The sequence below is a fragment of the Flagellimonas crocea genome (genome assembly GCF_033441595.1).
Lineage (GTDB): Bacteria > Bacteroidota > Bacteroidia > Flavobacteriales > Flavobacteriaceae > Flagellimonas > Flagellimonas crocea.
Map to the genome: position 1 here is coordinate 97,511 of NZ_JAUZVX010000004.1, position 23,723 is coordinate 121,233.

Genomic DNA, 23,723 nt, shown 5'->3' on the forward strand with positions numbered 1-23,723 from the left:
CATGGTAGATTTATTGCTTGGACTCCAATGGGGAGACGAAGGAAAAGGAAAAATTGTTGATGTACTGACCAAGGAATACGATATTATCGCCCGATTTCAAGGAGGTCCCAATGCAGGTCACACACTGGAATTTGATGGCATAAAACACGTTTTACATACCATCCCATCCGGTATTTTTCACGAAAATGCCATAAATATTGTTGGCAACGGAGTGGTGATCGACCCTGTTATCTTTAAAAAGGAGCTGGACAACTTGGAAAAATTCAATATCGATATTGAATCCAAGCTTCTCATTTCCCGCAAAGCACACCTTATTCTGCCCACGCACCGTTTGTTGGATGCAGCTTCCGAAGCTTCCAAGGGAAAGGCGAAAATTGGCTCTACCCTAAAGGGTATAGGGCCCACCTATATGGATAAAACAGGCCGTAATGGTATGCGTGTCGGGGATTTGGAATTCGATGACTGGAAAACAAAATACCGTGCCCTTGCCGATAAGCATGAGGCCATGATCGATTTTTACAATGTGGATATCGAATACAATCTGGCCGAGTTGGAAGCAGAATTTTGCGAAGGCGTGGAAACCCTAAAAAAATTGACCTTCATCGATAGCGAGGAATACATCTTCAAGGCACAGGCGGAAGGCAAAAAAATACTGGCAGAGGGCGCACAAGGCTCTCTTTTGGATATTGATTTTGGAACGTATCCCTATGTTACATCATCCAATACAACAGCTGCAGGAGCCTGCACCGGATTGGGTGTGGCCCCGAACAAAATTGAAAGGGTTCTTGGTATTTTCAAGGCCTATACCACGCGTGTGGGAAGCGGCCCGTTCCCTACCGAACTTTTTGATGATGATGGCGCCACAATGGCAAGAGTTGGCAACGAATTTGGGGCCACCACGGGAAGACCTAGACGTTGTGGATGGCTAGATCTGGTCGCCTTGAAATATGCCGTTCAAATCAATGGAGTCACCGAACTTATGATGATGAAGGCCGATGTTCTAAGCGGTTTTGACACCGTAAAGGTCTGCACCTCCTATAAATACAAAGGTGAGCAAATCCAACATCTGCCCTACAACATCGAGGAAGAATACGTAACTCCTGTGTACAAAGAAATGAAAGGTTGGTCCAAGGATTTGACAAAACTTTCCAAAGAAGAAGATTTGCCGGCCACGTTGAACGACTATATTGCATTTTTGGAAGAGCAGTTGAACGTGCCCATCAAGATTGTATCCGTTGGTCCGGACAGGCTCCAAACCATTCACAGGTAGGCTTTAGCTTTAAAAAAGAATGTGTTTTTAAGTATGGTATCAAGCTATACTGATAAAAGGCAACAGGCATGACAAAAGATATGCTAAAAGAGTTGATCGCACAGAATAGGAAAACCTGTGATTTTACTTTTAACGAAATTACCCAAGAAAATAGCACCCTAAAATTGAATGGGGATACCGCATCTGTCGGGTTTATCTATCGTCACATTGGTGAAATCATCCACTTACTTTCTCAATTCTTCGGCATTCCCACCCATATTAAAAACACTACTATGGGCCAAAAGGATACGGGAAAGGTTTACAAGAAAGAAGAAAGTCAAAAGTTGGTGGACGACGGTTACAAGATATTGTACGACCTTGTCGAGAATCTTTCCGAGAAAGAATGGATGGAAACCTTGGACACCCCTTTTTTTGGTCCCATATCCAAAATCAGGTTATTGGGGCATATCTTATATCACAATACCTATCATTGCGGGCAAATTACACTTACCCTTAAACGCGGAAAGTAAAAAAACGGGGCGCAACCGTTTGGAACCTAAATCCCAAAGCTTTCTAAACGCTATATGCCACTTCCGCTAAAAACCCTACTTTTGGGCAAAATTTTATGAACTTGAAAAGCATTTCATTTTTCATTCTATTTCTTTTCGCTTTCAGTTTGTCTGCTCAAGATCAGCAACCCGAAGGTGGAAGAAAAATCAATATTGTCTACGGCGCCAACTTTACCAAGGACGAGGCCCAGTTTCCCGGTGCTTCCATTTTTAGCAAAGACGACGAACGACAGGTACAATTTGAACACCAAGGAGCCGACCTTTGGTGCGATATCGCTATTTTTTATGCCGAGGAAAACCGTTTAAAAGCCATTGGCAATATTCGTTTGCAACAAGGGGATTCCATTGAAATGAACAGCGGTAAGATGGATTATGACGGTAATACCAGACTGGCCAAGGCCTGGGAAAAAGTGGATCTTACCAACGGACAAATGACGTTGACCACCGACACCCTTTATTTTGATAGGGAAAAACAGCTGGCCTATTACAATTCGGGAGGAAAGGTCGTGGATTCCGCCAATGTGCTTACAAGCAAAGTTGGCACTTACTTTATCACTCCAAAAAAGTATCAGTTCCAGCGCAATGTGCGCATCGACAATCCTGATTACATTATCGATTCGGAACAACTGGACTATTATACCACCTCCAAAAATGCCTATATGTACGGGCCATCGACCATTACCGGGGAGGAATACAAAATTTATTGTGAGCGGGGTTTTTATGATACGAAAATAGAACAGGGCTACGGCATCAAAAATACCCGCATCGATTACGACAATAAAATCATTGAGGGCGACAGCCTTTATTTTGACAAGGCCACTGAGTTTGCCTCGGCCACGAACAATATCCAGATTACGGACACCATCAACAATGGGGTGATCAGAGCGCACTATGCCGAAGTACACAAGACCAAAGATTCCGTTTTTGCCACCAAAAGAGCGGTTTCCATCAGCTTGGTACAAAAAGATTCCCTCTACATGCACGGGGACACCCTTATGGTGACAGGAAAAGAAGAAGAGCGTATTTTAAGAGCATTCAGAAATGCCAAGTTCTACAAGACCGACCTGAGCGGAAAATGCGATTCCATACACTTTGAGGAGAAAACAGGAATCACCCAACTGATCACCGATCCCATTTTATGGAACGTGGACAATCAGATTACCGGAGACAGCATCCATTTGATCTCGGATTTGGAAACGGACAAATTGGATTCATTAAAGGTGATAGAAAATGCCTTCATCATATCCTTGGACACCATCAGTGGGACAGGATACAATCAAGCCAAAGGAAAAAATCTCTTTGGTAAGTTCATCGAGAACGAGCTCAAGATCATAGATCTTGTACAAAATACAGAGGTCATCTATTATGTTTACAACGATGATGAGGAACTTGTCGGTATCGATAAAACCATCTGTAGTAAAATACGGTTGCTCATGGCGGATAACGACATCGAGGACATTACCTTTTTTGTAAATCCCAACGGGGATATTTTCCCGGAGTCCGACCTTCCCGTCGAGAGCAGGAAACTAAAAGGGTTTGTTTGGCGCGGCGATGAACGGATCAAATCAAAAGATGAAATTTTTGATGAAGACGACAACAACATTGAACTGGTTAAAATTAGGGGAATAGACAACCCCATTGACATTGATGCAGAGGAAAACGAACGGCAGAACAACCAGAACGATCCTATAAATGCAGCCAATAACAAGGCCATAAAACCCAAAAAGCCCGTTCTAAAAAAGAAAGCACAGGCACCATAATGTCCAAAAACGACTTTTTCACATACCAAGCCCAAACTTCCCCGCACCCATTGGCCTTGGAAGTTTCACATGCCAAAGGGAGCTACATCTATGATCAAGATGGCAACGCCCATTTGGATTTTGTGGCAGGCGTATCTGCGTGCAGTCTGGGACATGGCCACCCCAAAGTAGTGGACGCCATCAAACAACAAGTGGACCAATACATGCACGTGATGGTATATGGGGAATATGTACAAAAGCCCGCTGTTGCATTTTCTAAATTATTGGCTTCCCTCCTGCCCAAAAACCTGAACACCACTTATCTGGTCAATTCGGGTACAGAAGCCATGGAAGGAGCCCTAAAGTTGGCGCGCAGGCATACTGGACGCTCACAAATTATTGCCGCAAAGCAGGCCTATCATGGCAATACCATGGGCAGTTTGAGCCTTATGGGACTGGAAGAGCGTAAAAGCGCTTTTCGACCATTGATCCCGGATGTTCGCTACATCCAGTTCAATGCCGAGGAAGAACTTGAAAATATCACGGAAAAGACCGCTGCGGTAGTTTTGGAGACCATTCAAGGCGGGGCTGGATTTATCCTGCCCGAAAATGGTTATCTGGAAAAAGTCAGAAAGCGCTGCAACGATGTTGGTGCGCTATTGATACTGGACGAAATTCAGCCAGGTTTTGGCCGAACCGGTAAATTGTTCGCTTTTGAACACTATAATTGTCCGCCTGATCTCCTCGTCATTGGAAAAGGTATGGCATCCGGCTTGCCCGTTGGGGCCTTTGTTGCCTCTCATGAAATGATGGCAGATTTGAAGGACAATCCAAAGCTCGGACATATCACCACATTTGGCGGCAATCCTGTGATAGCGGCGGCAAGTTTGGCCACTCTAAAAGAAATCACCGAAACAGACCTGATTCCACAAACATTGGAAAAAGAAAAACTGTTCCGAAAATTATTGAAACACCCTTTGATAACTGAAATAAGAGGCAAAGGCTTGATGCTCGCCCCTATTATGAAAGATAGAGAAATGGCCGACTATTTGGTTCTCGAAGCCGCTAAAAAAGGACTGGTCCTTTTTTGGTTGCTCTTTGAGCCCAGAGCAGTAAGAATATCACCGCCACTGACCATTTCAATGAAAGAAATAGAGGAAGGTTGCGACCTAATCCTTGACATTTTAAAAAACTACAAATCGGGTACTGTTAACTAATTTGTTGATAACATACCCCAAAAATGGACTTCAAGAGTAGCTCAAAGGGTTAATTTTAAGTCCATAGTTCAACCAAAAACGTTCCTATGGCGTTAGAATCTAACGAATATCCTGACAAATCCATCAATAAATTTGAGTCCATGCTCAAGACGGATGACGTCTATTTCTTTGATGCGGAGGACTTTGAGGAAATCATTCACTACTATCTGAATAACGGTAAAATCTCCTTGGGCAAAAAAGCCATTCAAATTGGTTTGGAGCAGCACCCAAATTCTATGGAGCTAAAACTGTTGCAGGTAGAAGTTTTGGCTTTCGAGGACAAATTTGAGGCAGCAGAAACGCTCTTGGATGAAATTCAGACCATTAACGCTGCCAATGAGGAAGTTTACATCCAAAGGGCCAATATTCGCTCCAAACAGGACAAACACCAAGAGGCAGTGAACCTACTCCTTGCAGCACTGGACATTACTGACCATTCCTTCGATATTCATTCCTTGTTGGGCATGGAATATCTGTTCATGGACAATTACGAGGAGGCAAAATTAAGTTTTATGCGCTGCGTGGAGATTGATGACACGGACTACTCATCTCTCTATAATGTGGTGTACTGCTTCGAGTTTTTGGAAGATTTTGATGGAAGCATCATGTATTTGAACGATTACTTGGACCGTAATCCCTATTGTGAGGTGGCATGGCATCAATTGGGCAAAATGTACTTGGCCAAGAAACTATATTTGGAGGCCTTGACCGCTTTCGACTTTGCCGTGATTTCCGATGATTCTTTTATAGGAGCCTATTTTGAAAAAGGCAAAGTGCTGGAAAAATTGGGAAGATACAACGAGGCCATCGAAAATTACGAGTCAACCATATCCATGGAGGACCCCACTTCCTATGCGTTCTTAAGACTTGGGAAATGCCATGAAAAATTGGGGAACTACGAACTGGCAAAATATTACTATTATCACACCGTCCACGAGGACCCTTTATTGGACAAAGGTTGGCTGGCCATTACAGATTTCCATTTTGGCCAAAAGAACTTTGAAAAGGCCCTGTATTATATCAACAAAGCGATAAATATTGATGGGGAAAACCCAAAATATTGGAAAAAAGCCGCAAAAATATATGCGGCAATGGACAACGTGGACGAAGCCGACTTTGCCTACAAGCAGTCCGTGGATTTAGGAAATTATGAGCTGAGCACATGGAAAAACTGGGCGGACGTGCTCAATAAAATCGGTGACTACAATTCTGCCATACAGGTATTGATACAGGGATTGGACTTTTATCCGGACAACTCGGACCTGACCTATACCTTGGCGGGCATTCATTTAAAAAATAGTGACTTGGATGAAGCAAAAACCATCTTATCCAAGGCCATGAAATTGGATATTGGTAAATTGCAGCAGTTTGAAAAGGAATTCCCAGAATTCATTGAAGTAGATTGGGTAAAAGCGCTGGTTTCAAAAATCAGGAAAACAGCCAAGTAGCCCCATACATTATCCAAAATCATGCAAGCACGCCGTATACTGGACTACGTATTCATCACCCTAAAAGGAATGGCCATGGGTGCCGCCGATGTGGTCCCCGGAGTCTCCGGTGGAACCATTGCCTTTATCTCCGGGATTTATGAAGAACTCATTACATCCATCAACAACATCGACCTTTCCTTGATAAAAATCTTTAAAAAAGAGGGTATAAAAGCTGTCTGGGATAAGGTAAACGGGAACTTTCTAATTGCTCTTTTCTTGGGGATTTTTATTAGCGTCATCTCTTTGGCCAAGTTTCTGAGTTGGCTATTGGAGAACGAGCCCATTTTGCTCTGGTCTTTTTTCTTTGGACTGGTGGTAGCTTCCATCTTTATGGTAGGAAAAGAAATTACCAAATGGACCGCTGGAACCGTGGTGGTTCTGCTTGTTGGAGCGGCCTTGGCCTATTTTATCACCGAACTCCCGGCCAACGATAATGTGGACAGTCTGCCCTATTTATTCCTTTCAGGGGCACTTGCCATTTGCGCCATGATCCTACCTGGTATATCGGGAGCCTTTATACTGGTGCTACTTGGTTCCTATAAGACCATTCTGGATGCTGTGCACGAAAGAGATATCAAAATTATTTTGACCGTGGGAATCGGGACCCTTTTTGGCTTACTCAGCTTTGCAAAGTTGCTCAAATGGATGTTCAACCATTACAAAAACATAACTTTGGCCTTGTTAACGGGCTTCATCCTTGGATCTTTGAACAAGATTTGGCCCTGGAAAAAAGTTTTGGAGACGAAGACGTTCGGGGAAAAAACCATTGTTGTGGACGATATGAACGTTTTTCCCGGCGCTTTTGAGGGCGATAACAAATTAATGCTTGCCATTATCTTAGCCATCCTCGGTTTTTCACTTATTTTTATGCTGGAAAAATTAGCTTCCAAAAAATAAGGAAAACCTATTGAGGCGCATGCATCAACCTAGAACATTTCTGGATAATTTCTTCTTGGTCGTCAAAGGCCTTTGCATGGGAGCAGCCAATAAAGTTCCAGGTGTCTCCGGTGGAATCGTCGCCTTTGTTGCCGGATTTTACGAAGAGTTTATCTACTCGCTCCAAAAGTTGAATTCCAAAGCTCTAAAACTACTTTTCAACGGTCGGTTCAAGAGTTTTTTCCAATATACCAATGCAAGGTTTCTTGGCCTTTTGATATTTGGAATGCTGGTCAGCTATTTTAGTGTTTCACGGATCTTGGATTATTTTTTGGACCATAACGAACTTTTCGTTTGGGCCACCTTCTTTGGAATGGTCATCGGTTCCATTTATCATATCGGAAAAGATTTTAAACCTTGGAACAAACGAACTATTCCAGCAGGAATCATTGGACTGATCATAGGACTATCCATTAGTTTTTTGAGTCCGGCACGTGAAAACGACAATTTGATGTTCATATTTTTTTGTGGGATCATAAGTGTTTCCGGGATGACGCTCCCAGGACTCTCAGGCTCCTTCATCCTGATTTTGTTGGGAAATTATGTATTGCTGCTCGTGGATTCGGTCAACGCGCTCTATGATACGTTTTCGGAAATTTTTTCGGGAGATTTCAGCTTCATAAAAAACCAGGAACGTATTCAGATTTTAAAAATATTGGGAGTGTTCACCCTGGGTTCCGCAACGGGGCTGGTCACCTTCTCACATTTGCTCAGCTACGTGCTAAAACATTATAAGGCCACCACCACGGCGGTTTTGCTCGGATTTATAACCGGGTCGCTCGGTGTGCTTTGGCCATGGAAAAGAACTATTTTTAAATTGGACGGTGCAGGCAATCCCTTACTGGATTCCAACGGGGACAAGATCATTCTCAACTATACGAGGCATTTTCCGAATATGGCAATGGCGGAAACATGGTGGGCCATACTTTTTATTTTTATAGGCATTTTGATATTATTGATTTTGGATTGGTATGGAAAAAGCAGAGAAAAAAACAAACAGGTTCGGGTTACTCGGTAGAAATATCTCCTATTCCTTTTCCCAAGGGTATTTTACCCAAAAATTCAAGGATTTGGGACTCCCGGACCATAGCTATGAAAATTTTGACATTCAAACCATAGCGGAGTTTGAAAACATAATTGCAGAGAGCCACCTCAAAGGGCTCAACGTTACCATACCCTACAAACAAGATGTTATCCCCTATTTGGATGAGTTGGACGACGAAGCCCGGGAAATCGGGGCGGTCAATACCATTCAATTTTCCAAAAATGGCCTAATAGGCTTCAATACGGATGCATATGGATTCCAAAAATCGCTACAACCTTTCTTAAAGCCGCATCATAACCGTGCACTTATACTGGGAACCGGGGGTGCCTCAAAAGCCGTCCGCTTTGTTCTGGACCAGCTCGGTATCGCGAACAGCTATGTTTCACGTCAGAAAAAACAAGGACAGTTCACCTATTCCGAATTGGAAAAGGACCTTATCGAGGAAAACACGTTGATCATCAACTGTACCCCCTTGGGCACCTACCCCAACATCGAGGAAAAACCGGCCATTCCCTACGAACATATCACCAAAAGACACCTGTTGTACGATTTGATCTACAATCCGGAAAAAACCAGCTTTCTAGCATCAGGCGAGACAAAAGGGGCCACCATTTGCAATGGATTAAAAATGCTGGAACAACAGGCAGAAAAAGCCTGGCAAATCTGGAACGAGGCCTAAAAAAAGGGAGTTGGCATAAGGATTGTACCAATCCATACAACTATCTTACTGCTCAAAAGAACAATCAATACTTTTGCTATTAGACAATTAAGTTGTTAAATTGGCTATAATTTTCATCAATCATAAGGTAAACTAGCTACGGATGCAGGAAAACGATCGCAAACTTCAGCATGCTGAAGGTGGAACAGAGGAGACGTCAGAAAACACAAAAACACATTTGGAAGAGGATACCCAGACCCAATCCAATGTGACCGAAGATGTTGTACCTGAAAACGAAGAGGTAAAAAAAGAAGATCAGGACAAGGTTTCCAAGACAAAGAAGGAAGAGAGTGTTTCTGAAGAAAAAGACTCCAATGAGCATTTGGATGAGATTGATGAATCCAATGCGGAGGATGCCGAGGACGAGGAAAACGAAAAACGGCATACCATCCCCATGTTGGACTACCACTCCATGTCCATGGAAAATCTGGTCGGGGAACTGCAGCGTTTGGTCAAAAATGAGAAGGTACAGGCCATTAACAAGCATGTAAGCTCCATAAAATATGAATTCGACCAAAAATTTCAGGATTTCCTGGATGAGAAAAAAGAGGAATTCATCTCCAAAGGGGGCAATGAAATCGATTTTAGATACAATTCCGTGGCCAAGAGGCAGTTCAATGAGGTGTATGCTGAATTCCGTGAAAAGAGGGACCAGTATTACAAACAACTGGACCAATCCCTTAAGTCCAATCTGCAAAAGAGACTGGACATTATCGAGGAGCTGAAAGGCCTGATTGATATTGAAGAGGACATCAACACGACCTACAATAATTTTAAGGACCTACAACAAAGGTGGAAAAATGCCGGGCCCATTCCACGGACCAATTACAATGATGTTTGGCGTACCTACCACCACCACATGGAAATCTTCTACGATTTTCTGCACCTGAACCGTGAACTGCGCGATCTTGATTTTAAGCATAATCTGGAAGAGAAGCAAAAGTTGATTGAACGGGCAGAGGCTTTGGCAGACGAGCCAGATTTGGGCAAGGCGTTCAGGGAACTGCAAACGCTCCACAAAATCTGGAAAGAAGATATTGGACCCGTAGCCAAGGAACACCGGGAAGAAATTTGGGAAAAGTTCAGCAATGCCACCAAGGCCATGCACCAGCGCAGGCAAGATCATTTTCAAGAAATGGAAAAGGTCTATGAAAAAAACTTGGAGAAAAAGCAGGAAATCATTGCCAAAATCGCCCAGATAGCAGATAATGTCTCCGATACCCATCGTGGTATCCAGCAACAGATCAAAGAGGTAGAAGCATTAAGGGATTCCTTTTTTAAGGCAGGAAGGGTTCCACAAAAAGTAAACGAGGAAACTTGGAGCCAGTTCAAGGAAGCCGTGCGCAAATTCAATAGAACCAAAAACGCGTTTTACAAAAACCAAAAGAAAGAGCAACAACAGAACCTTGACAAGAAACGAGAGCTTCTGGAGTTGGCCATTTCCTTAAAGGACAGCGATGACTGGGCAGAGGTTACCCCACAAATGAAGCGAATACAAAGGGACTGGAAGAAAATAGGCCATGTTCCCAGAAAGTATTCCGACAAGATATGGAAAGAGTTCAAGGATGCCTGTAACCACTATTTTGACCGTTTGCATTCGGAAAAAAACGAGGCCAATAAAGAGGAGTTTGAAAATTTCAAAAAGAAGAGCGACTGCCTGGACCGCTTAAAAGAATTCCAATTGAGCGGTGACAAGAAAAAGGACATTGAAGACCTCAAAGCTTTTTTGGCGGAGTGGAAAAAGTATGGCAGGATTCCATACAACAAAAAACACATCAATAGCAAGTTCAATAAAATTGTGGACGCCCTTTTCAAAAAATTAGGGGTCGGCAAGCAAGAATCTGAACTGCTCAAATACGGAAACAAAGTACAGGAATTGGCCAAGACCGAGGACAATTATGCCATTGGCAACGAACGTGTTTTCGTAAAACGTAAAATTGATGAGGTAAAGTCGGAAATCCGTCAGTTGGAGAACAACCTACAGTTTTTCTCCAACGATTCCGAGGACAATCCTTTGGTAAAGGAAGTAATCAACAACCTGAACAAACAGAAAGAAGCACTCCAAACTTGGAAGGAAAAGATGAAAAACCTCAATATCTTGGAGCACAAGCTCAACAAGGAATCCGAAGAAGAGGAAACCGAGAGCAATGAAGAGGAATAAAATCCACTATGCAAACAAAATCAAAGGGCCGCAATTGCGGCCTTTTTGCTACCTATCATCTATCAATGCATTCCAGTAAATAATTGATTAAATCGGTAGTGGTAACTATTCCCACAAGTTTACCATCATCCACCACGGGCAGTGCATGGAATTCCTTTTTTGAAAGAAAGCGCGCCACATCCCTTATCGATGTTTTGGATTCCACCGTTATAACATCACTGACCATCACTTGGGGAATGGTGAACATATTGTACACAATGGTATCCACGTATTCCTCATGTTCATCGACCGCATCGGCAAAACTGATTCGTAATAAATCCGTGTAGCTTAACATCCCTTTGATGGCTTTGCCTTCAACAACGGGGATATGTCGAATGTGATGCTTTTTAAAAAGCCTTTCGGCGGTCACCAAATCATCCGAGGTGGTCAGCGTGACCAATTTCTTGGTCATTATTCTTGAAACGGGCACATCATTTTTCATGGTTCGGGAGATTAACAAATTCCTGAATGAAGTTACCTTGCTTCAACCTGAAAAAGTATGATAATTGTCACTGGTCCTTCGATCAAAATCCAACGTTTTTCCATTCAAAAGATGCTCAGTCCCCATAAAAAAATGAACTTTCATTTACTTTTTTGAGCAGTATACCTCATTTTTTTGCTTTTTTCTGTTCCAAAAGATCATTTTTAAGGTATAAAACCAACCTCATCCATGAAAAATAGTATTGTCCTTTTCCTCTTTTTGCTCACATCTCTATGGGGCCGTTCCCAAACCTATTATGAGACAAGCTGGGTAAGTGGTGAAACAAAATACACCGCCCTGATTGTTTTTTATGAAGAGAACGAAGCCTTTGTCCGTGTAAAATACTATGCCAACGGTTCGGACAAATTGGCCTCATACATATGCTCTTATAAAGATTTCACAAAATCGGATGGCTCGACCGATAGGTATTTGGACGGACAAGATGCCTACATTGTCCGAGGGCCGTCGGGTTCCAGCTATAGCGCAGATAATTTTTATGTAAAGGAAAATGGAAATTCCTTGAATGCCTATACGGCCGACGATAATGCATTCAATGACGGGGATTTTACCCAATTTATGAAACCTATGCTGTATTGGGTAAAGTTGAATCCCGAGGCTTTGACCAAAGGATATTTGGACGATTACTTTAACGAGGACGAAGATCTTTTCCAGATCATGGTCTATTTAAACAAAGGAGAAGTCTCATTTCCGATTGAAACGAATGCACTAACCGTTTTGGCCAACGGAGTTGACCAACAGTCGGTCTGGGCCGCCGTAATGGACAGTAACAAGACTACCTCTTACTCACAGCAAAGAATAAAAGAATCCAAAAGCTTCCCCAGCGAATGGATCAAGGAACAATGGGACGATGGTTTTTTTATAACCGCTTTTGATTTTGATGATAGCAAAAGTACGTTTGTAGTGCTTATGAGCAAAGGTTACGGTATGGGACCGCAATCCTGGAAGAAATCCGCCACTTTCCCCAAAGATTGGATCACCGAAAAGTGGAATGATGGGTATAGCATCACCGCAATCATGAACGGAGGGGGCGATTGGTACTTGACCATGAACAAAAATACAGGGTTTGCGACTCAAAGATGGAAAACCAGCTATGAGATTCCCAGAGATTGGATCATTGACAACTGGAACGAAGACTATGCGATTACCTCAGCATCCCATGGTGATGGCCTATGGGCAATAACCATGAGCAAAGGGTCCTCGTTAGGCGCGCAAACTTGGAAAACACAGGTCGAATACCCTTTTGAATGGATCAAGGAAAGAGCCACTAAGGGCTATGCCATAACCTCCATAACCCATGGGGACGGCATGTGGTTGGTAGTAATGTCCAAAACTCCAGATAATACTACCAATAGATCCAGTACACAATATATGGACATTCCCTTAAATTGGATTTTGAGCAATTCCAGGTATTAAGCCGGTAAATTTTACTTGGCAACGTTTACCGATCGTGTTTCGCGGATTACGGTGACCTTTACCTGACCTGGATAGGTCATGTCCGTCTGTATTTTTTGTGAAATCTCAAAAGAAAGCTCCGCGGCCTTGTCATCGTTGACCTTTTCGCTCTCTACGATTACCCGAAGCTCCCTACCGGCTTGTATGGCATACGCTTTCTGTACCCCATGAAACCCAAAGGCAATATCTTCCAGATCTTTCAATCGTTGGATGTAGGAATCCAATACCTGTCGTCTTGCGCCCGGTCTGGCTCCGCTAATGGCATCACAGACCTGAACGATGGGTGATATCAAGGTAGTCATTTCAATTTCGTCGTGGTGAGCCCCAATAGCATTGCAAACCTCTTCTTTTTCACCAAACTTTTGCGCCCATTGCATTCCTAAAATGGCGTGCGGCGTCTCCACCTCTACTTCTGCCATCGGCACCTTTCCTATATCGTGCAAAAGTCCTGCGCGTTTGGCCAATTTTGGGTTCAATCCCAATTCGGCTGCCATAACGCCACAAAGCTTGGCCACTTCCCTGGAGTGCTGCAATAGGTTTTGTCCGTAGGAAGAACGGTATTTCATCCGTCCGACCGCCTTAATAAGTTCTGGGTGCAATCCATGGATTCCCAAATCGATCACGGTACGCTTTCCTATTTCGGCAATCTCCTCGTTGATTTGTTTTTCTGTCTTTTTCACCACCTCTTCAATACGGGCCGGGTGAATCCTTCCATCAGTCACCAGTCGGTGCAGCGACAAACGGGCAACTTCCCTTCTCACGGAATCAAAACAGGATAGGATAATAGCTTCTGGTGTATCATCTACAATAATTTCCACTCCAGTGGCGGACTCCAAGGCCCGGATGTTCCTTCCTTCTCGTCCGATAATACGTCCCTTGACATCATCGGATTCCAAATTGAAGACAGAAACACAGTTTTCTACGGCTTCTTCCGTTCCAATACGCTGTATGGTGTTGACTACAATTTTACGGGCTTCTTGCTGGGCCGTAAGTTTTGCTTCCTCCAAGGTATTTTGCAAATAGGCCATGGCATCGCTTTTGGCCGTTTCCTTTAACGATTCCAACAATTGGCTCTTGGCGTCCTCCGCGGAAAGACCGGATATGACCTCCAGTTGTTGTACTTGGCTTTTATGCAATTTTTCAACTTCGGCCTGTTTTTTATCCAAGATTTCGCTTTTGTAGGCAACCTCTTTGATTTTATCCTGCAACTGGTCGTTCAGCTTTTTGTTCTTGGCGAGTTCACTGCTTACTTGGGATTCCTTATCACGGGTGCGCTTTTCCGCTTCGCTTATTTTTTTATCCTTGTTTATGATGACTTTCTCATGCTCGGCCTTCAGTTCCAAAAACTTTTCCTTGGCCTGGAAAATCTTGTCCTTTTTGATTCCCTCTCCTTCTTTCTGTGCCTCTTTTATGATATCGGCCGCATCCTTCTTCGCATTGGCAATGGTTTTGGAAGCCTTGCCCTTTTCCATCATCTTGGCAATTGAAAATCCTATTGCCAGCCCCACAACAGCTGCGACAACAATTAGTATGATATTATCCATGTTTGCTTGTGTTTAGTTAAAAAAAAGCCCACATCGGAAGAAGTTTTGTACAAACTCCAAAATACAGGTTTAGGGCTAACAGACTGATCAAGGATCCCTATACGGGTAGGGCCTGCTTTTACAGCCTAAACTCACCCTCTCTAATTATATTAGTGTTGAGTTTGTCAAAAATAAATTACCAATGTGGGCAGTAACAATATTTTATTTAAAAGAACTTATTCCCCCAATTTGGAATGGACCAATTCATCCAACGCCCTGAGCCGCTGCATGGCAGCTTCGGCATTTTCCGAACGATCTATTCCGCTTTGCTCAATTTTGGAAGCGAATTGTAGGGCGCACATGGCCAATACATCCTGCTTGTCCCGCACGGCATAGTTCTGCTCAAACTTTTTTGCCAAATTCTCAATGTTCTTGGCTGCTTTTCGCAGCCCCTCTTCCTGCTTCGGGTCGATCGTCAAAGGATATACCCTATCGGCAATTGAAAGCTTTATTTTGAGCTTCTCGTCCATAATCTCGGTACTTGTCAATCCGCCAATTTGGCAATACAAACGTCCAGTTCGCGGATCAACGTATTTATCTTGAGCTTAGCTTCTGTTTTACTAGTATTACTACCCAGCATTGTGTTTGCCATTTTCAGGGAATGATATTTTTCTTCCCATTCCTTTATGGTGTTCTCCTTGAGTTCATTTTCCTCCTTAAGAAGTTCCAAATCCTGTTTAAGTTTGGAATTTACTTGATGCAATAGCTCCATTTTGTGAAGCAATTTGCTCACCTTGTTCTCCAAAGAATCAACAATCTCAACAAGTTCGCTCATATATGCAAACAACAATACGTACTACACAAAGTTAACCAACCTTGGACAACCTCGCAATACTTTTAGGATTTATTCTTAAAGCTTTGCTTTAAGTCTTACCGTTCTCTTAAAACCTTTTCTCAAAACAAAACATTGGTTACTTTCGTAAGGAAATATCCGTTTGTATATGCGTTGCTACTTTTTTTTGGTCCTTTATTTTATCACATTTTACATATCCGCGCAAGAAAAATACCCCCAAGATACATTTGGTTCCCCGTTGGACATACCTTTGATCTTGGCAGGAACTTTTGGTGAGCTACGTTCCAATCACTTCCATTCGGGAATAGATATTAAAACACAGCAACGTGAAGGCTTGCCAGTATCCGCAATTGCAGATGGCACGGTTACCCGTATCGTAGTTTCGCATTGGGGATACGGAAAGGCCCTATATGTGGCACACCCAAATGGATATACATCGGTGTACGCCCACCTACAAAAGTTCGGACCTGAAATAGAAGCGTACGTAAAAAAGGTGCAGTACCAGAAGCAGTCCTATGAAGTGGAAATATTTCCAGATTATGGCGAGCTCAATATTATCAAGGGCAGTACCATTGCCTATTCCGGCAATACCGGTGGTTCGGCAGGTCCCCATCTCCATTTTGAGATACGGAGCAGTGTGAGCGGAAAACCAACCAACCCCCTCCTATATGGCTACGACGTTCGGGACGCAACCGATCCGACCGTATTGGGCCTTTATGGCTATCCATTGTCCGATGGCGCCTTGGTGAACCAGAGTGCGGAGAAAATTCAGATCAACTACACCAAACAGGCCGACGGTTCTTTTTTGGCCGATCCGGTGTCCGCTATCGGTACTATCGGTTTTGGAGTCAACAGTTTTGACCGTTTGGATATGGCGGCCAACAAAAATGGCGTATATGCCGTAAAACAGACTGTGAACGGCCAAGTATATTCCGAGTTCGATTTTGAGACCTTTTCTTTCGGAGAGACCCGGTACATCAACACCCTGATTGATTATGAGTATTTTTATGATCACCGGCAGCGAATCCAAAAATGTTTTAAAGAGCCCTACAACCATTTGAGCATATACAAATCCCTTTATAACGATGGTAAAATTGATGTAGAGGAAGGCATGTCCTACAATGTGGAATTGCTCATTTCGGACTTGGCGGGCAACGCTACAAAACTGATCATCCCAGTTGACGGGAAATTGGAAGAGGAAAAGATAAGCAAGGAGGACAGGACTACCGACAACTTTGTAATTGCAGATAAACCCAACAATTTTGACCTTGGTGCCGCTAAGGTCTATTTTCCCGCAAACACCTTTTATGAAGACTTCTTCATTGAGTTGAAAAAGGGAAACGACACCATCATGATACACGACAACAGCGTTGCGGCACACCGTAATTTCACCATAAGTTTTGACCCATCAAAATATACGGAGGAAGATAGAAAACAACTGTTTATCGCCCATCTGGACAGCGACATGAGACCTTCCTATTCCAAAACGTACAAAAGGGACGGCTCTTTTACCACTCGGACACGCACCTTAGGGACATATACTTTGGTAAAGGACAGTATTGCCCCTGAGATAAGACCTAAAAATTTCAAGAAAAAGCAGTGGTTGAGCAACTACAGCTATCTTAGCCTTACCATTTCGGACGACCTCAGCGGGGTAGATTCCTATACGGCCACCTTGAACGGAAAATGGATTTTGATGGAATACGAACCAAAGACCAATACCATTACCTATAATTTTGACGACAACATCTCGAACGAGACCGAATGTGAATTACAGGTGACGGTTACGGACAATGTGGGCAACTCCACTACGTACACCGGTACATTTTTCCGGAAATAGCGTTACTTTTGCAAACGAAAAATCGAGAACATCAGAAAACGGCCTGTTTATTGATTAGTTCACGTGAAAATAATCAACCACGACCTTGCCAATAGATCAAGGAGTGTTGAATTAAAAATTGATCAATGAAAAAAATTGCCTTCGTTTTTATTCTTTTTGTCGCCACAACGTTGAGCGCCCAAAAGAACATTTATGAAAACAATAGGTTTGACGAGCTGACGGAAGATCATGAGGTTTTGGCCATCGTTCCGTTCATCGCTCATTTGGAGCTTAAAAAGGCCGTGGACAGGGACGAACTTAAAATGTTGGCGGAAAAAGAAGGGTCCGCGGTACAAAATGCACTGGAAACCTATTTTTCCAAACGGAAAAAAAGAAAAAAGTTCAATGTTGACTTCCAGAACATCATGAACACCAATGCCATCCTTGCCCAGAACAATATCGATTACAACAATATTGACACGTACACCACACAGGAACTTTGCAAGATACTGGATGTGGACGGCATCATAAGCGGTAATCTTACCCTTAATATTCTACTATCCGAAGGGGTCCCAACGGATTTCAGTATTTTGGACTACTTCAGCGGAAATGCAAATTATGGTCGCATCGGGGTAAAAATCAGCGATGGTGAAACCGGTAAGTTGCTTTGGAAGTACGAGAACGAAATCTCTAAAAAGACTGGAAAAAATACCACGGAACTCATCGATAAAATGATGAAGACCGCTTCCAGAAAATTTCCGTACGATAGAGAAAAAAGAAGGAACCGGAATTGATCAGCTGTTGGCAAATTCCTTCAACACCTCAATAGTATAATCAATTTCCTCTTTGGTATTGTACATGGAGAAAGAAAAGCGCAAGCTGGGCTTTTCCAATTCTTCCCCGGCCAAGATCTCGTTTAGAACATGAGAACCCTTGTCGCTTCCCGATTGGCAGGCACTTCCCTTGGAACAGGCGATTCCTTTCATATCCAGATGGAACAAGAGCATCAACCCTTTTTGTTTGTCAAAAGGCAAACGAACGTTGGTGAGGGTATACGTACTTTTCTCCAAATCACCTGAAAGTCCATTACAAACTGCTCCCGGGATTTCCTTTACAATTTTGTCCACAAAATATTCCTTCAGTGCTTTAACGGCCTTGGTTTCTTCTTCCAAGTGTTCGTATGCTCTTACAAAAGCCTCTTCCAGCCCAACTATATTATGAAACGGCTCGGTACCGGCCCTAAACCCACGTTCTTGGGAACCACCAACAATCAAAGGTTTTAATCCTGAGTTTTTACGGATATAGGCAAAACCGATTCCTTTGGGACCATGGAACTTATGCGCCGCAGCGGTCATAAAATCGATGGACACGGCCTGTACATCCCAAGCGTAATGACCAATGGACTGGACGGTATCCGAATGGAACAGAGCTCCATTTTCTTTACAAAGCCCACCAACAGCGGCGATATCGGTAATATTCCCTATTTCGTTGTTAACGTGCATTAAGCTCACCAGTTTTTTGGAACCGTCTTTTTTGAGCAATTCCTCCAAATGGTCGAGCTTAGGATTTCCCAAGTCATCCAAATCCACATAGGTGATCTGGATGCCATATTCTTTTTCAAGTTCATCAACAGTATGCAGCACGGCATGGTGCTCTATTTTGGAAGTGATAATGGTCTCGACCCCTAAATCCCTAACGGCACAGCGCAAGATCATGTTATCGGCCTCGGTACCGCCAGAGGTAAAAATAATTTCCGATGGCTGTGCATTCAAAGTCTTGGCAATGGTTTTTCTGGCCTGCTCCACGGCGGTCTTTGCCGATCTTCCAAAACTGTGGGTGGAAGAAGGGTTGCCGTAATGCTGGGCCAAGGCTTCCTGCATTCTCTTGATTACTTCATCTCTTACCTGCGTTGTTGCCGCATTGTCAAGATACACTTTTTGCATAGTCGGGTTTAATTTTAACAGCTGCAAAAATACGGGAAATAAAGTTAATTTCGTTTAAACTCCTGCTTGGGATTGGGGTATTAAAATGGAATTACGTTAAATTTGGAGCATGAGAAAATTCATCTATTCAATTTTTGGTTTGGGCCTGCTATTTTCCTGTAGTGATGGCGACCTTGAAATCGAGACCATTGATTTTGACAGTGTTTCCGTTCAATTTTGCACAAGTCCCGCACCCAATGCCAAGAACATCCTCTTCAAGATCAATGATGGGGAAGCACTTATTTTGGAGCTTCAGAGCGGTGTTTTGAACAAGGGTGTGGTAGGAGAAACAATCATCACGGAAAGTACGGTGCCCAATCAGTCGCAGGTTACCTACAGGATTTTTTCCGATGATGTGACCAAAAGCTATTTTTGTGATGATATTCCCGTGGTCACCCCGACCGTGGTCCAAGAGGTAGAGGCCGAAGATGGCACGGTGATCATTGAAACCATGGTGGATCCGGACGATGAAACCCTGTTTTTGCACACAATCAGCTTGAGCGGTATCTCTTTTGTAACAGGCAGCGGGGAACGGATTACCAATTTGGCGATAAATGAGTTCGGGGAAGTAACCACTACTATACCCAACTAATTATTCTGATAAATATAGACCTCTGTGGCCCCCAGTCCATATTTTTGATATTCCGCATCATAAAAGGTCAGGTTTTCATAGCGGTTGAACATGTATCGTAACTCTTCTTTTAAAACCCCTTCCCCCACTCCGTGGATAAACACGACTTTTTGAATACGCTTTGAAATGGCAAAATCCAATTGTCGCTTCGCAGTATCCAGTTGTATGTTCAGCATGTCGTAATTACTGAGTCCCTTGCTCGATTTCACCAGTTGATGGATATGAAGGTCGACCTCCATTTTTGGAACATTCCGCTCTTTGGGCTTAATTGTGGGTGCTTTTTTCCTTTTATTTGATTCCTTTTCTTTTTTGATTTTGGCCACTTCGTAGCTGGTGACGGTAATGTCGCCTTCAATTTTGACCAGGTCGGAAGTCGTAAAATTCATCGGGAAACCATCATCCGTAATCAAGGTCACCCGGTCACCGTCCACCTTTTGAACGATTCCGGCAATGGCCTCGTCCAAAACCTCTGCCCTATCCCCGATTGAAAATTTGCCCATAATTGGTTTCCGTGGTAAAAAATGATACAATTATTAAACTCGAATACAAAAATAATAGTATTTTTCGGCAGCTACAGATTATGATCCACCTAGCAACGACCATATACGCCATCAGCCTAGAAGATTACATGCTTCCATGCCTCAATAAAAAATTGTTGGGGATAGAGTGTCCCGGCTGCGGTATGCAGCGTTCGGCAAACCTGTTGTTGCACGGTGAGTTTGTGGCCGCATTCAAAATGTACCCGGCGATATACCCTATATTGATGCTTCTCTTTTTTTTGATTGCGAGCAGCTTTTTCCATTTCAAGCACTCGAGCAAAATAAGAATGGTGTTGATGTTCCTGACCGCTGGAACGATCATAGTAAGTTACATCCTAAAAATGAATAACCTTTTTAATTAAAAACTTAGAATTATGGAACAACAAAAACTTCCAAATGCAACTCTTATATTGGTCTTCGGAATCATTTCGATCGTTACCTGTTGCTGCTATGGGATCATCGGTCTTATTTTCGGTGTCATTGCCCTTATCTTGGCAAACAAGGCCATGAAACTTTACGCAGCAAATCCAGAAATGTATGATGGCATTCAAAACGTCAAGACCGGAAGAATACTGGCCATTATCGGTATCGTCCTGAATGTTTTGACCTTGGCATACTACATTTGGGCACTTTCCTACTTTGGATGGGAAACCCTACAAGATCCGCAGAGGATGCAAGAAATTCTTGAACAATATCAATAAGAAATCTATATGAGCCAACAACCCCTACCGGGGGCAAGCACAGTGTTGACGATGGGGATACTCTCCATTGTCGGCACTTTGATATGCTGCGGCCCCTTTGGCGCTATTTTTAGTATAATCGGTCTGGTGAAGGCAAAAACTGCCGACCAATTATATCAGTCGAGTCCGGAAAGCTATACCGACTACAGCAATGTAAAAACAGGCAAGATTCTATCCTATGTTGGATTGGCTCTGTCCTTGATATCATTGGTATTCGTTATCCTTTACTTTGGATTTATCATTGCGGCAATTACAACAGGTGAACTAGGTGGCGAATTTTAATTCGCCACTTCACTTATAAATTTAAGACGGTACAAACGCAGTTCCTCATCCTCGTAATCACCATCGAATTCATCAATGGCCGCGGAAATGGAATCTGTATCGGCCTCTAGGAAGTAATCATGTATTTCTTCTTGCTGGTCCTCGTCCAAGATCTCATCGATCCAGTAACCAATGTTCAACTTGGTGCCACTGAAAACGATCTGCTCCATCTCTTTGATAAGTTCCGGCAACTCCAGCCCCTTGGCCGAGGCAATATCGTCCAAAGGCAGCTTTCTGTCCACACTTTGGATCACATAAAGTTTTAGGCCCGAGTTGGCCCCGGTACTTTTCACCACGAGGTCATCTGGACGTATTATATCGTTTTCCTCTACATATTTGGAGATGAGTTCCACAAAAGGCTTTCCATATTTTTTTGCCTTGCCTTCTCCAACGCCTTGTATATTGATGAGCTCATCCATCGTTATGGGATACTTTAAGGACATATCCTCCAAAGATGGATCTTGAAATACTACAAAAGGAGGTACTCCACGTTTTTGGGCTTCCTTTTTTCTAAGGTCGCGCAACAGTCGCAATAAATTTTCGTCGGCCACGCCACCTCCCGATTTTTCGGCGGTGACAATATTACCGGTATCGTCCTGAGAGTACACATGGTCCTTGGTCATCATAAACGATTCGGGGTTCTGTAGAAACTTTTTTCCCTGTTCCGTTACATGCAAAATACCATATTGCTCGATTTCCTTTTTGAGCAGTCCAGCTACCAGTGCTTGTCTGGTAAGGGCCATCCAAAATGCCTTGTCCTTTTCCTTCCCGATTCCAAAAAAGCTTTTCTCATCGGTTTTATGTGAGGAAATCATGGCATTGGTCTTGCCTACCAAAACCCTCACTATTTCTTTGGTCTTGAACTTTTCATTGGTGTCCTTGACCACGCTCAACAGCTTCACTACTTCGTCCTTGGCCTCTTCTTTGGGTTTGGGGTTTCTGGCATTGTCGTCCATATCCGCTCCCTCACCGTTCACTTCATCAAATTCCTCCCCAAAATAATGGAGTATAAATTTTCTTCTGGACATCGATGTCTCGGCATAAGCAACAATCTCTTGCAACAATGCGTTTCCGATCTCTTGCTCGGCCACGGGCTTACCGGACATAAATTTTTCCAGCTTTTCTACATCCTTGTAGGCATAATAGGCCAAACAATGGCCTTCGCCACCATCTCTGCCTGCACGTCCGGTTTCTTGATAATAGCTTTCTATACTTTTGGGAATGTCGTGATGGATGACAAAGCGTACATCGGGCTTGTCAATACCCATACCAAAGGCAATGGTGGCGACCACCACATCCACTTCTTCCATCAAGAACATATCCTGGTACTTGGAACGGGTCTTGGCATCGAACCCGGCATGGTAGGGCACGGCACTTACGCCATTTACCTGCAACACTTGCGCCAGCTCTTCCACTCGTTTTCTGCTCAAACAATAAATTATGCCCGATTTGCCTTGATGCTGCTTTACAAAACGGATAATGTCGGCATCCACATTTTTGGTCTTTGGGCGTACCTCGTAAAACAAGTTGGGCCTATTGAAAGATGCCTTGAATACCTTGGCATCCGTCATCCCTAAATTTTTAATGATATCTTCCTGCACCTTTGGGGTTGCGGTTGCCGTGAGGCCAATAATAGGTATGTTATCCCCAAGGCGGTTGATGATTCCGCGCAAATTCCGGTATTCCGGCCTAAAGTCGTGTCCCCATTCCGATATACAATGGGCCTCGTCCACAGCAACAAAGGAGAGTTTTACCTTTCTAAGGAATTCCACATTTTCCTCCTTCGTTAAAGATTCCGGTGCAACGTAGAGCAATTTGGTCACTCCGTTGGTAATATCCTCTTTAACTTGTTTCACCTCGGTTTTGGTCAAGGAAGAGTTCAATACATGTGCAATACCGTTTTGCTCCGATATTCCCCGAATGGCGTCCACTTGGTTTTTCATCAAGGCGATCAATGGGGATACCACAATGGCGGTCCCTTCCTTCATGATGGCCGGCAGTTGATAGCATAGGGATTTCCCCCCCCCGGTGGGCATGATTACAAAAGTGTCCTTATCACTAAGAACATTTTGGATTACTCCTTCTTGGAGTCCTTTAAATTTTGAGAAGCCAAAATATTTTTTGAGCGAGGAATGCAAATCAGTGTTCATTAGGCTCAT

General features: G+C 43.3%; 23 protein-coding genes and 1 other RNA gene. 16 read left to right on the forward strand and 8 right to left on the reverse strand.

Going from position 1 to position 23,723, the window contains the following annotated elements:
• Nucleotide 1: 1 nt before the first annotated feature.
• From SD449_RS13765 to SD449_RS13805, 9 genes are all read left to right on the forward strand, one after another.
• Nucleotides 2–1,270 carry an adenylosuccinate synthase gene (locus SD449_RS13765; RefSeq protein ID WP_318311353.1) on the forward strand — a complete coding sequence of 423 codons (1,269 nt, stop codon included), beginning with the start codon at nucleotides 2–4 and terminating at the stop codon, nucleotides 1,268–1,270.
• Between the two features lie 68 nt (nucleotides 1,271–1,338).
• Nucleotides 1,339–1,779, forward strand: a complete 441-nt coding sequence (locus SD449_RS13770) for a DinB family protein (RefSeq protein WP_318311355.1) — start codon at nucleotides 1,339–1,341, stop codon at nucleotides 1,777–1,779.
• A 95-nt stretch (nucleotides 1,780–1,874) separates the two neighbouring features.
• Complete coding sequence (locus SD449_RS13775; RefSeq protein WP_318311357.1) at nucleotides 1,875–3,578, forward strand: OstA-like protein; 1,704 nt, start codon at nucleotides 1,875–1,877, stop codon at nucleotides 3,576–3,578.
• Nucleotides 3,578–4,774, forward strand: coding sequence for an aspartate aminotransferase family protein (locus SD449_RS13780; RefSeq protein WP_318311358.1), 1,197 nt, complete (start codon nucleotides 3,578–3,580; stop codon nucleotides 4,772–4,774). The genes SD449_RS13775 and SD449_RS13780 overlap by 1 nt, the downstream gene beginning before the upstream one ends.
• 86 nt (nucleotides 4,775–4,860) lie before the next feature.
• A complete protein-coding gene (locus SD449_RS13785) occupies nucleotides 4,861–6,261 on the forward strand; it encodes a tetratricopeptide repeat protein (RefSeq protein WP_318311359.1) in 1,401 nt (466 codons plus the stop codon).
• Between the two features lie 21 nt (nucleotides 6,262–6,282).
• Nucleotides 6,283–7,200 (forward strand): DUF368 domain-containing protein, encoded by a 918-nt coding sequence (locus SD449_RS13790; protein WP_318311360.1) that lies wholly within the window; start codon nucleotides 6,283–6,285, stop codon nucleotides 7,198–7,200.
• A gap of 19 nt (nucleotides 7,201–7,219) precedes the next feature.
• Complete coding sequence (locus SD449_RS13795; RefSeq protein ID WP_318311361.1) at nucleotides 7,220–8,257, forward strand: DUF368 domain-containing protein; 1,038 nt, start codon at nucleotides 7,220–7,222, stop codon at nucleotides 8,255–8,257.
• Nucleotides 8,211–8,963: a shikimate dehydrogenase family protein gene (locus SD449_RS13800; protein ID WP_318311362.1), complete on the forward strand. Its 753-nt coding sequence runs from the start codon at nucleotides 8,211–8,213 to the stop codon at nucleotides 8,961–8,963. The genes SD449_RS13795 and SD449_RS13800 overlap by 47 nt, the downstream gene beginning before the upstream one ends.
• A 142-nt stretch (nucleotides 8,964–9,105) precedes the next feature.
• Entirely contained in the window at nucleotides 9,106–11,163 is a 2,058-nt protein-coding gene (locus SD449_RS13805; RefSeq protein ID WP_318311363.1) for a DUF349 domain-containing protein, read from the forward strand.
• Nucleotides 11,164–11,218: 55 nt separating this feature from the next.
• On the opposite strand, the gene SD449_RS13810 is transcribed toward SD449_RS13805, so the two are convergent.
• Entirely contained in the window at nucleotides 11,219–11,644 is a 426-nt protein-coding gene (locus SD449_RS13810) for a CBS domain-containing protein (protein WP_318311364.1), read from the reverse strand.
• Nucleotides 11,645–11,872: 228 nt separating this feature from the next.
• On the opposite strand from SD449_RS13810, the gene SD449_RS13815 reads away from it, so the two are divergent.
• A complete protein-coding gene (locus SD449_RS13815) occupies nucleotides 11,873–13,117 on the forward strand; it encodes a DUF7477 domain-containing protein (RefSeq protein WP_318311365.1) in 1,245 nt (414 codons plus the stop codon).
• A gap of 11 nt (nucleotides 13,118–13,128) precedes the next feature.
• Here the strand turns inward: SD449_RS13815 and rny are convergent, their stop codons facing one another.
• The 4 genes from rny to SD449_RS13835 form a co-directional block, all read right to left on the reverse strand.
• Entirely contained in the window at nucleotides 13,129–14,700 is a 1,572-nt protein-coding gene (gene rny, locus SD449_RS13820) for a ribonuclease Y (protein WP_318311367.1), read from the reverse strand.
• A 51-nt stretch (nucleotides 14,701–14,751) separates the two neighbouring features.
• A non-coding RNA gene (gene ssrS, locus SD449_RS13825) (6S RNA) lies at nucleotides 14,752–14,861 on the reverse strand.
• Nucleotides 14,862–14,915: 54 nt separating this feature from the next.
• Nucleotides 14,916–15,209 (reverse strand): cell division protein ZapA, encoded by a 294-nt coding sequence (locus SD449_RS13830; protein WP_108246612.1) that lies wholly within the window; start codon nucleotides 15,207–15,209, stop codon nucleotides 14,916–14,918.
• A gap of 14 nt (nucleotides 15,210–15,223) precedes the next feature.
• Nucleotides 15,224–15,514 (reverse strand): hypothetical protein, encoded by a 291-nt coding sequence (locus SD449_RS13835; RefSeq protein ID WP_318311368.1) that lies wholly within the window; start codon nucleotides 15,512–15,514, stop codon nucleotides 15,224–15,226.
• Between the two features lie 166 nt (nucleotides 15,515–15,680).
• On the opposite strand from SD449_RS13835, the gene SD449_RS13840 reads away from it, so the two are divergent.
• The gene (locus tag SD449_RS13840; RefSeq protein ID WP_318311369.1) at nucleotides 15,681–17,372 is read left to right on the forward strand and encodes a M23 family metallopeptidase; all 1,692 of its coding nucleotides are present in this window, start codon (nucleotides 15,681–15,683) and stop codon (nucleotides 17,370–17,372) included.
• 125 nt (nucleotides 17,373–17,497) lie between these two features.
• A complete protein-coding gene (locus SD449_RS13845; RefSeq protein ID WP_318311370.1) occupies nucleotides 17,498–18,145 on the forward strand; it encodes a hypothetical protein in 648 nt (215 codons plus the stop codon).
• Here SD449_RS13845 and SD449_RS13850 read toward each other — a convergent pair whose 3' ends face one another.
• Nucleotides 18,146–19,294, reverse strand: a complete 1,149-nt coding sequence (locus tag SD449_RS13850) for a cysteine desulfurase family protein (RefSeq protein WP_318311371.1) — start codon at nucleotides 19,292–19,294, stop codon at nucleotides 18,146–18,148.
• 109 nt (nucleotides 19,295–19,403) lie between these two features.
• On the opposite strand from SD449_RS13850, the gene SD449_RS13855 reads away from it, so the two are divergent.
• The gene (locus SD449_RS13855) at nucleotides 19,404–19,925 is read left to right on the forward strand and encodes a hypothetical protein (RefSeq protein ID WP_318311372.1); all 522 of its coding nucleotides are present in this window, start codon (nucleotides 19,404–19,406) and stop codon (nucleotides 19,923–19,925) included.
• Here SD449_RS13855 and SD449_RS13860 read toward each other — a convergent pair.
• Nucleotides 19,922–20,464, reverse strand: coding sequence for a Smr/MutS family protein (locus tag SD449_RS13860; protein ID WP_318311374.1), 543 nt, complete (start codon nucleotides 20,462–20,464; stop codon nucleotides 19,922–19,924). The two genes, SD449_RS13855 and SD449_RS13860, sit on opposite strands and share 4 nt — an antisense overlap.
• A gap of 80 nt (nucleotides 20,465–20,544) precedes the next feature.
• Here SD449_RS13860 and SD449_RS13865 point away from each other — a divergent pair, with 80 nt between their 5' ends.
• Genes SD449_RS13865 through SD449_RS13875 form a run of 3 tightly spaced genes read left to right on the forward strand, consistent with a single transcriptional unit; the run spans nucleotide 20,545 to nucleotide 21,525 of the window.
• Nucleotides 20,545–20,865: a DUF2752 domain-containing protein gene (locus SD449_RS13865; RefSeq protein ID WP_318311375.1), complete on the forward strand. Its 321-nt coding sequence runs from the start codon at nucleotides 20,545–20,547 to the stop codon at nucleotides 20,863–20,865.
• Nucleotides 20,866–20,877: 12 nt separating this feature from the next.
• On the forward strand, nucleotides 20,878–21,204 hold the full coding sequence (locus SD449_RS13870; protein ID WP_318311377.1) for a CCC motif membrane protein: 327 nt from the start codon (nucleotides 20,878–20,880) through the stop codon (nucleotides 21,202–21,204).
• A 9-nt stretch (nucleotides 21,205–21,213) separates the two neighbouring features.
• Entirely contained in the window at nucleotides 21,214–21,525 is a 312-nt protein-coding gene (locus SD449_RS13875) for a CCC motif membrane protein (protein WP_318311379.1), read from the forward strand.
• Here the strand turns inward: SD449_RS13875 and recQ are convergent.
• A complete protein-coding gene (recQ, locus tag SD449_RS13880; RefSeq protein WP_318311381.1) occupies nucleotides 21,522–23,723 on the reverse strand; it encodes a DNA helicase RecQ in 2,202 nt (733 codons plus the stop codon). The two genes, SD449_RS13875 and recQ, sit on opposite strands and share 4 nt — an antisense overlap.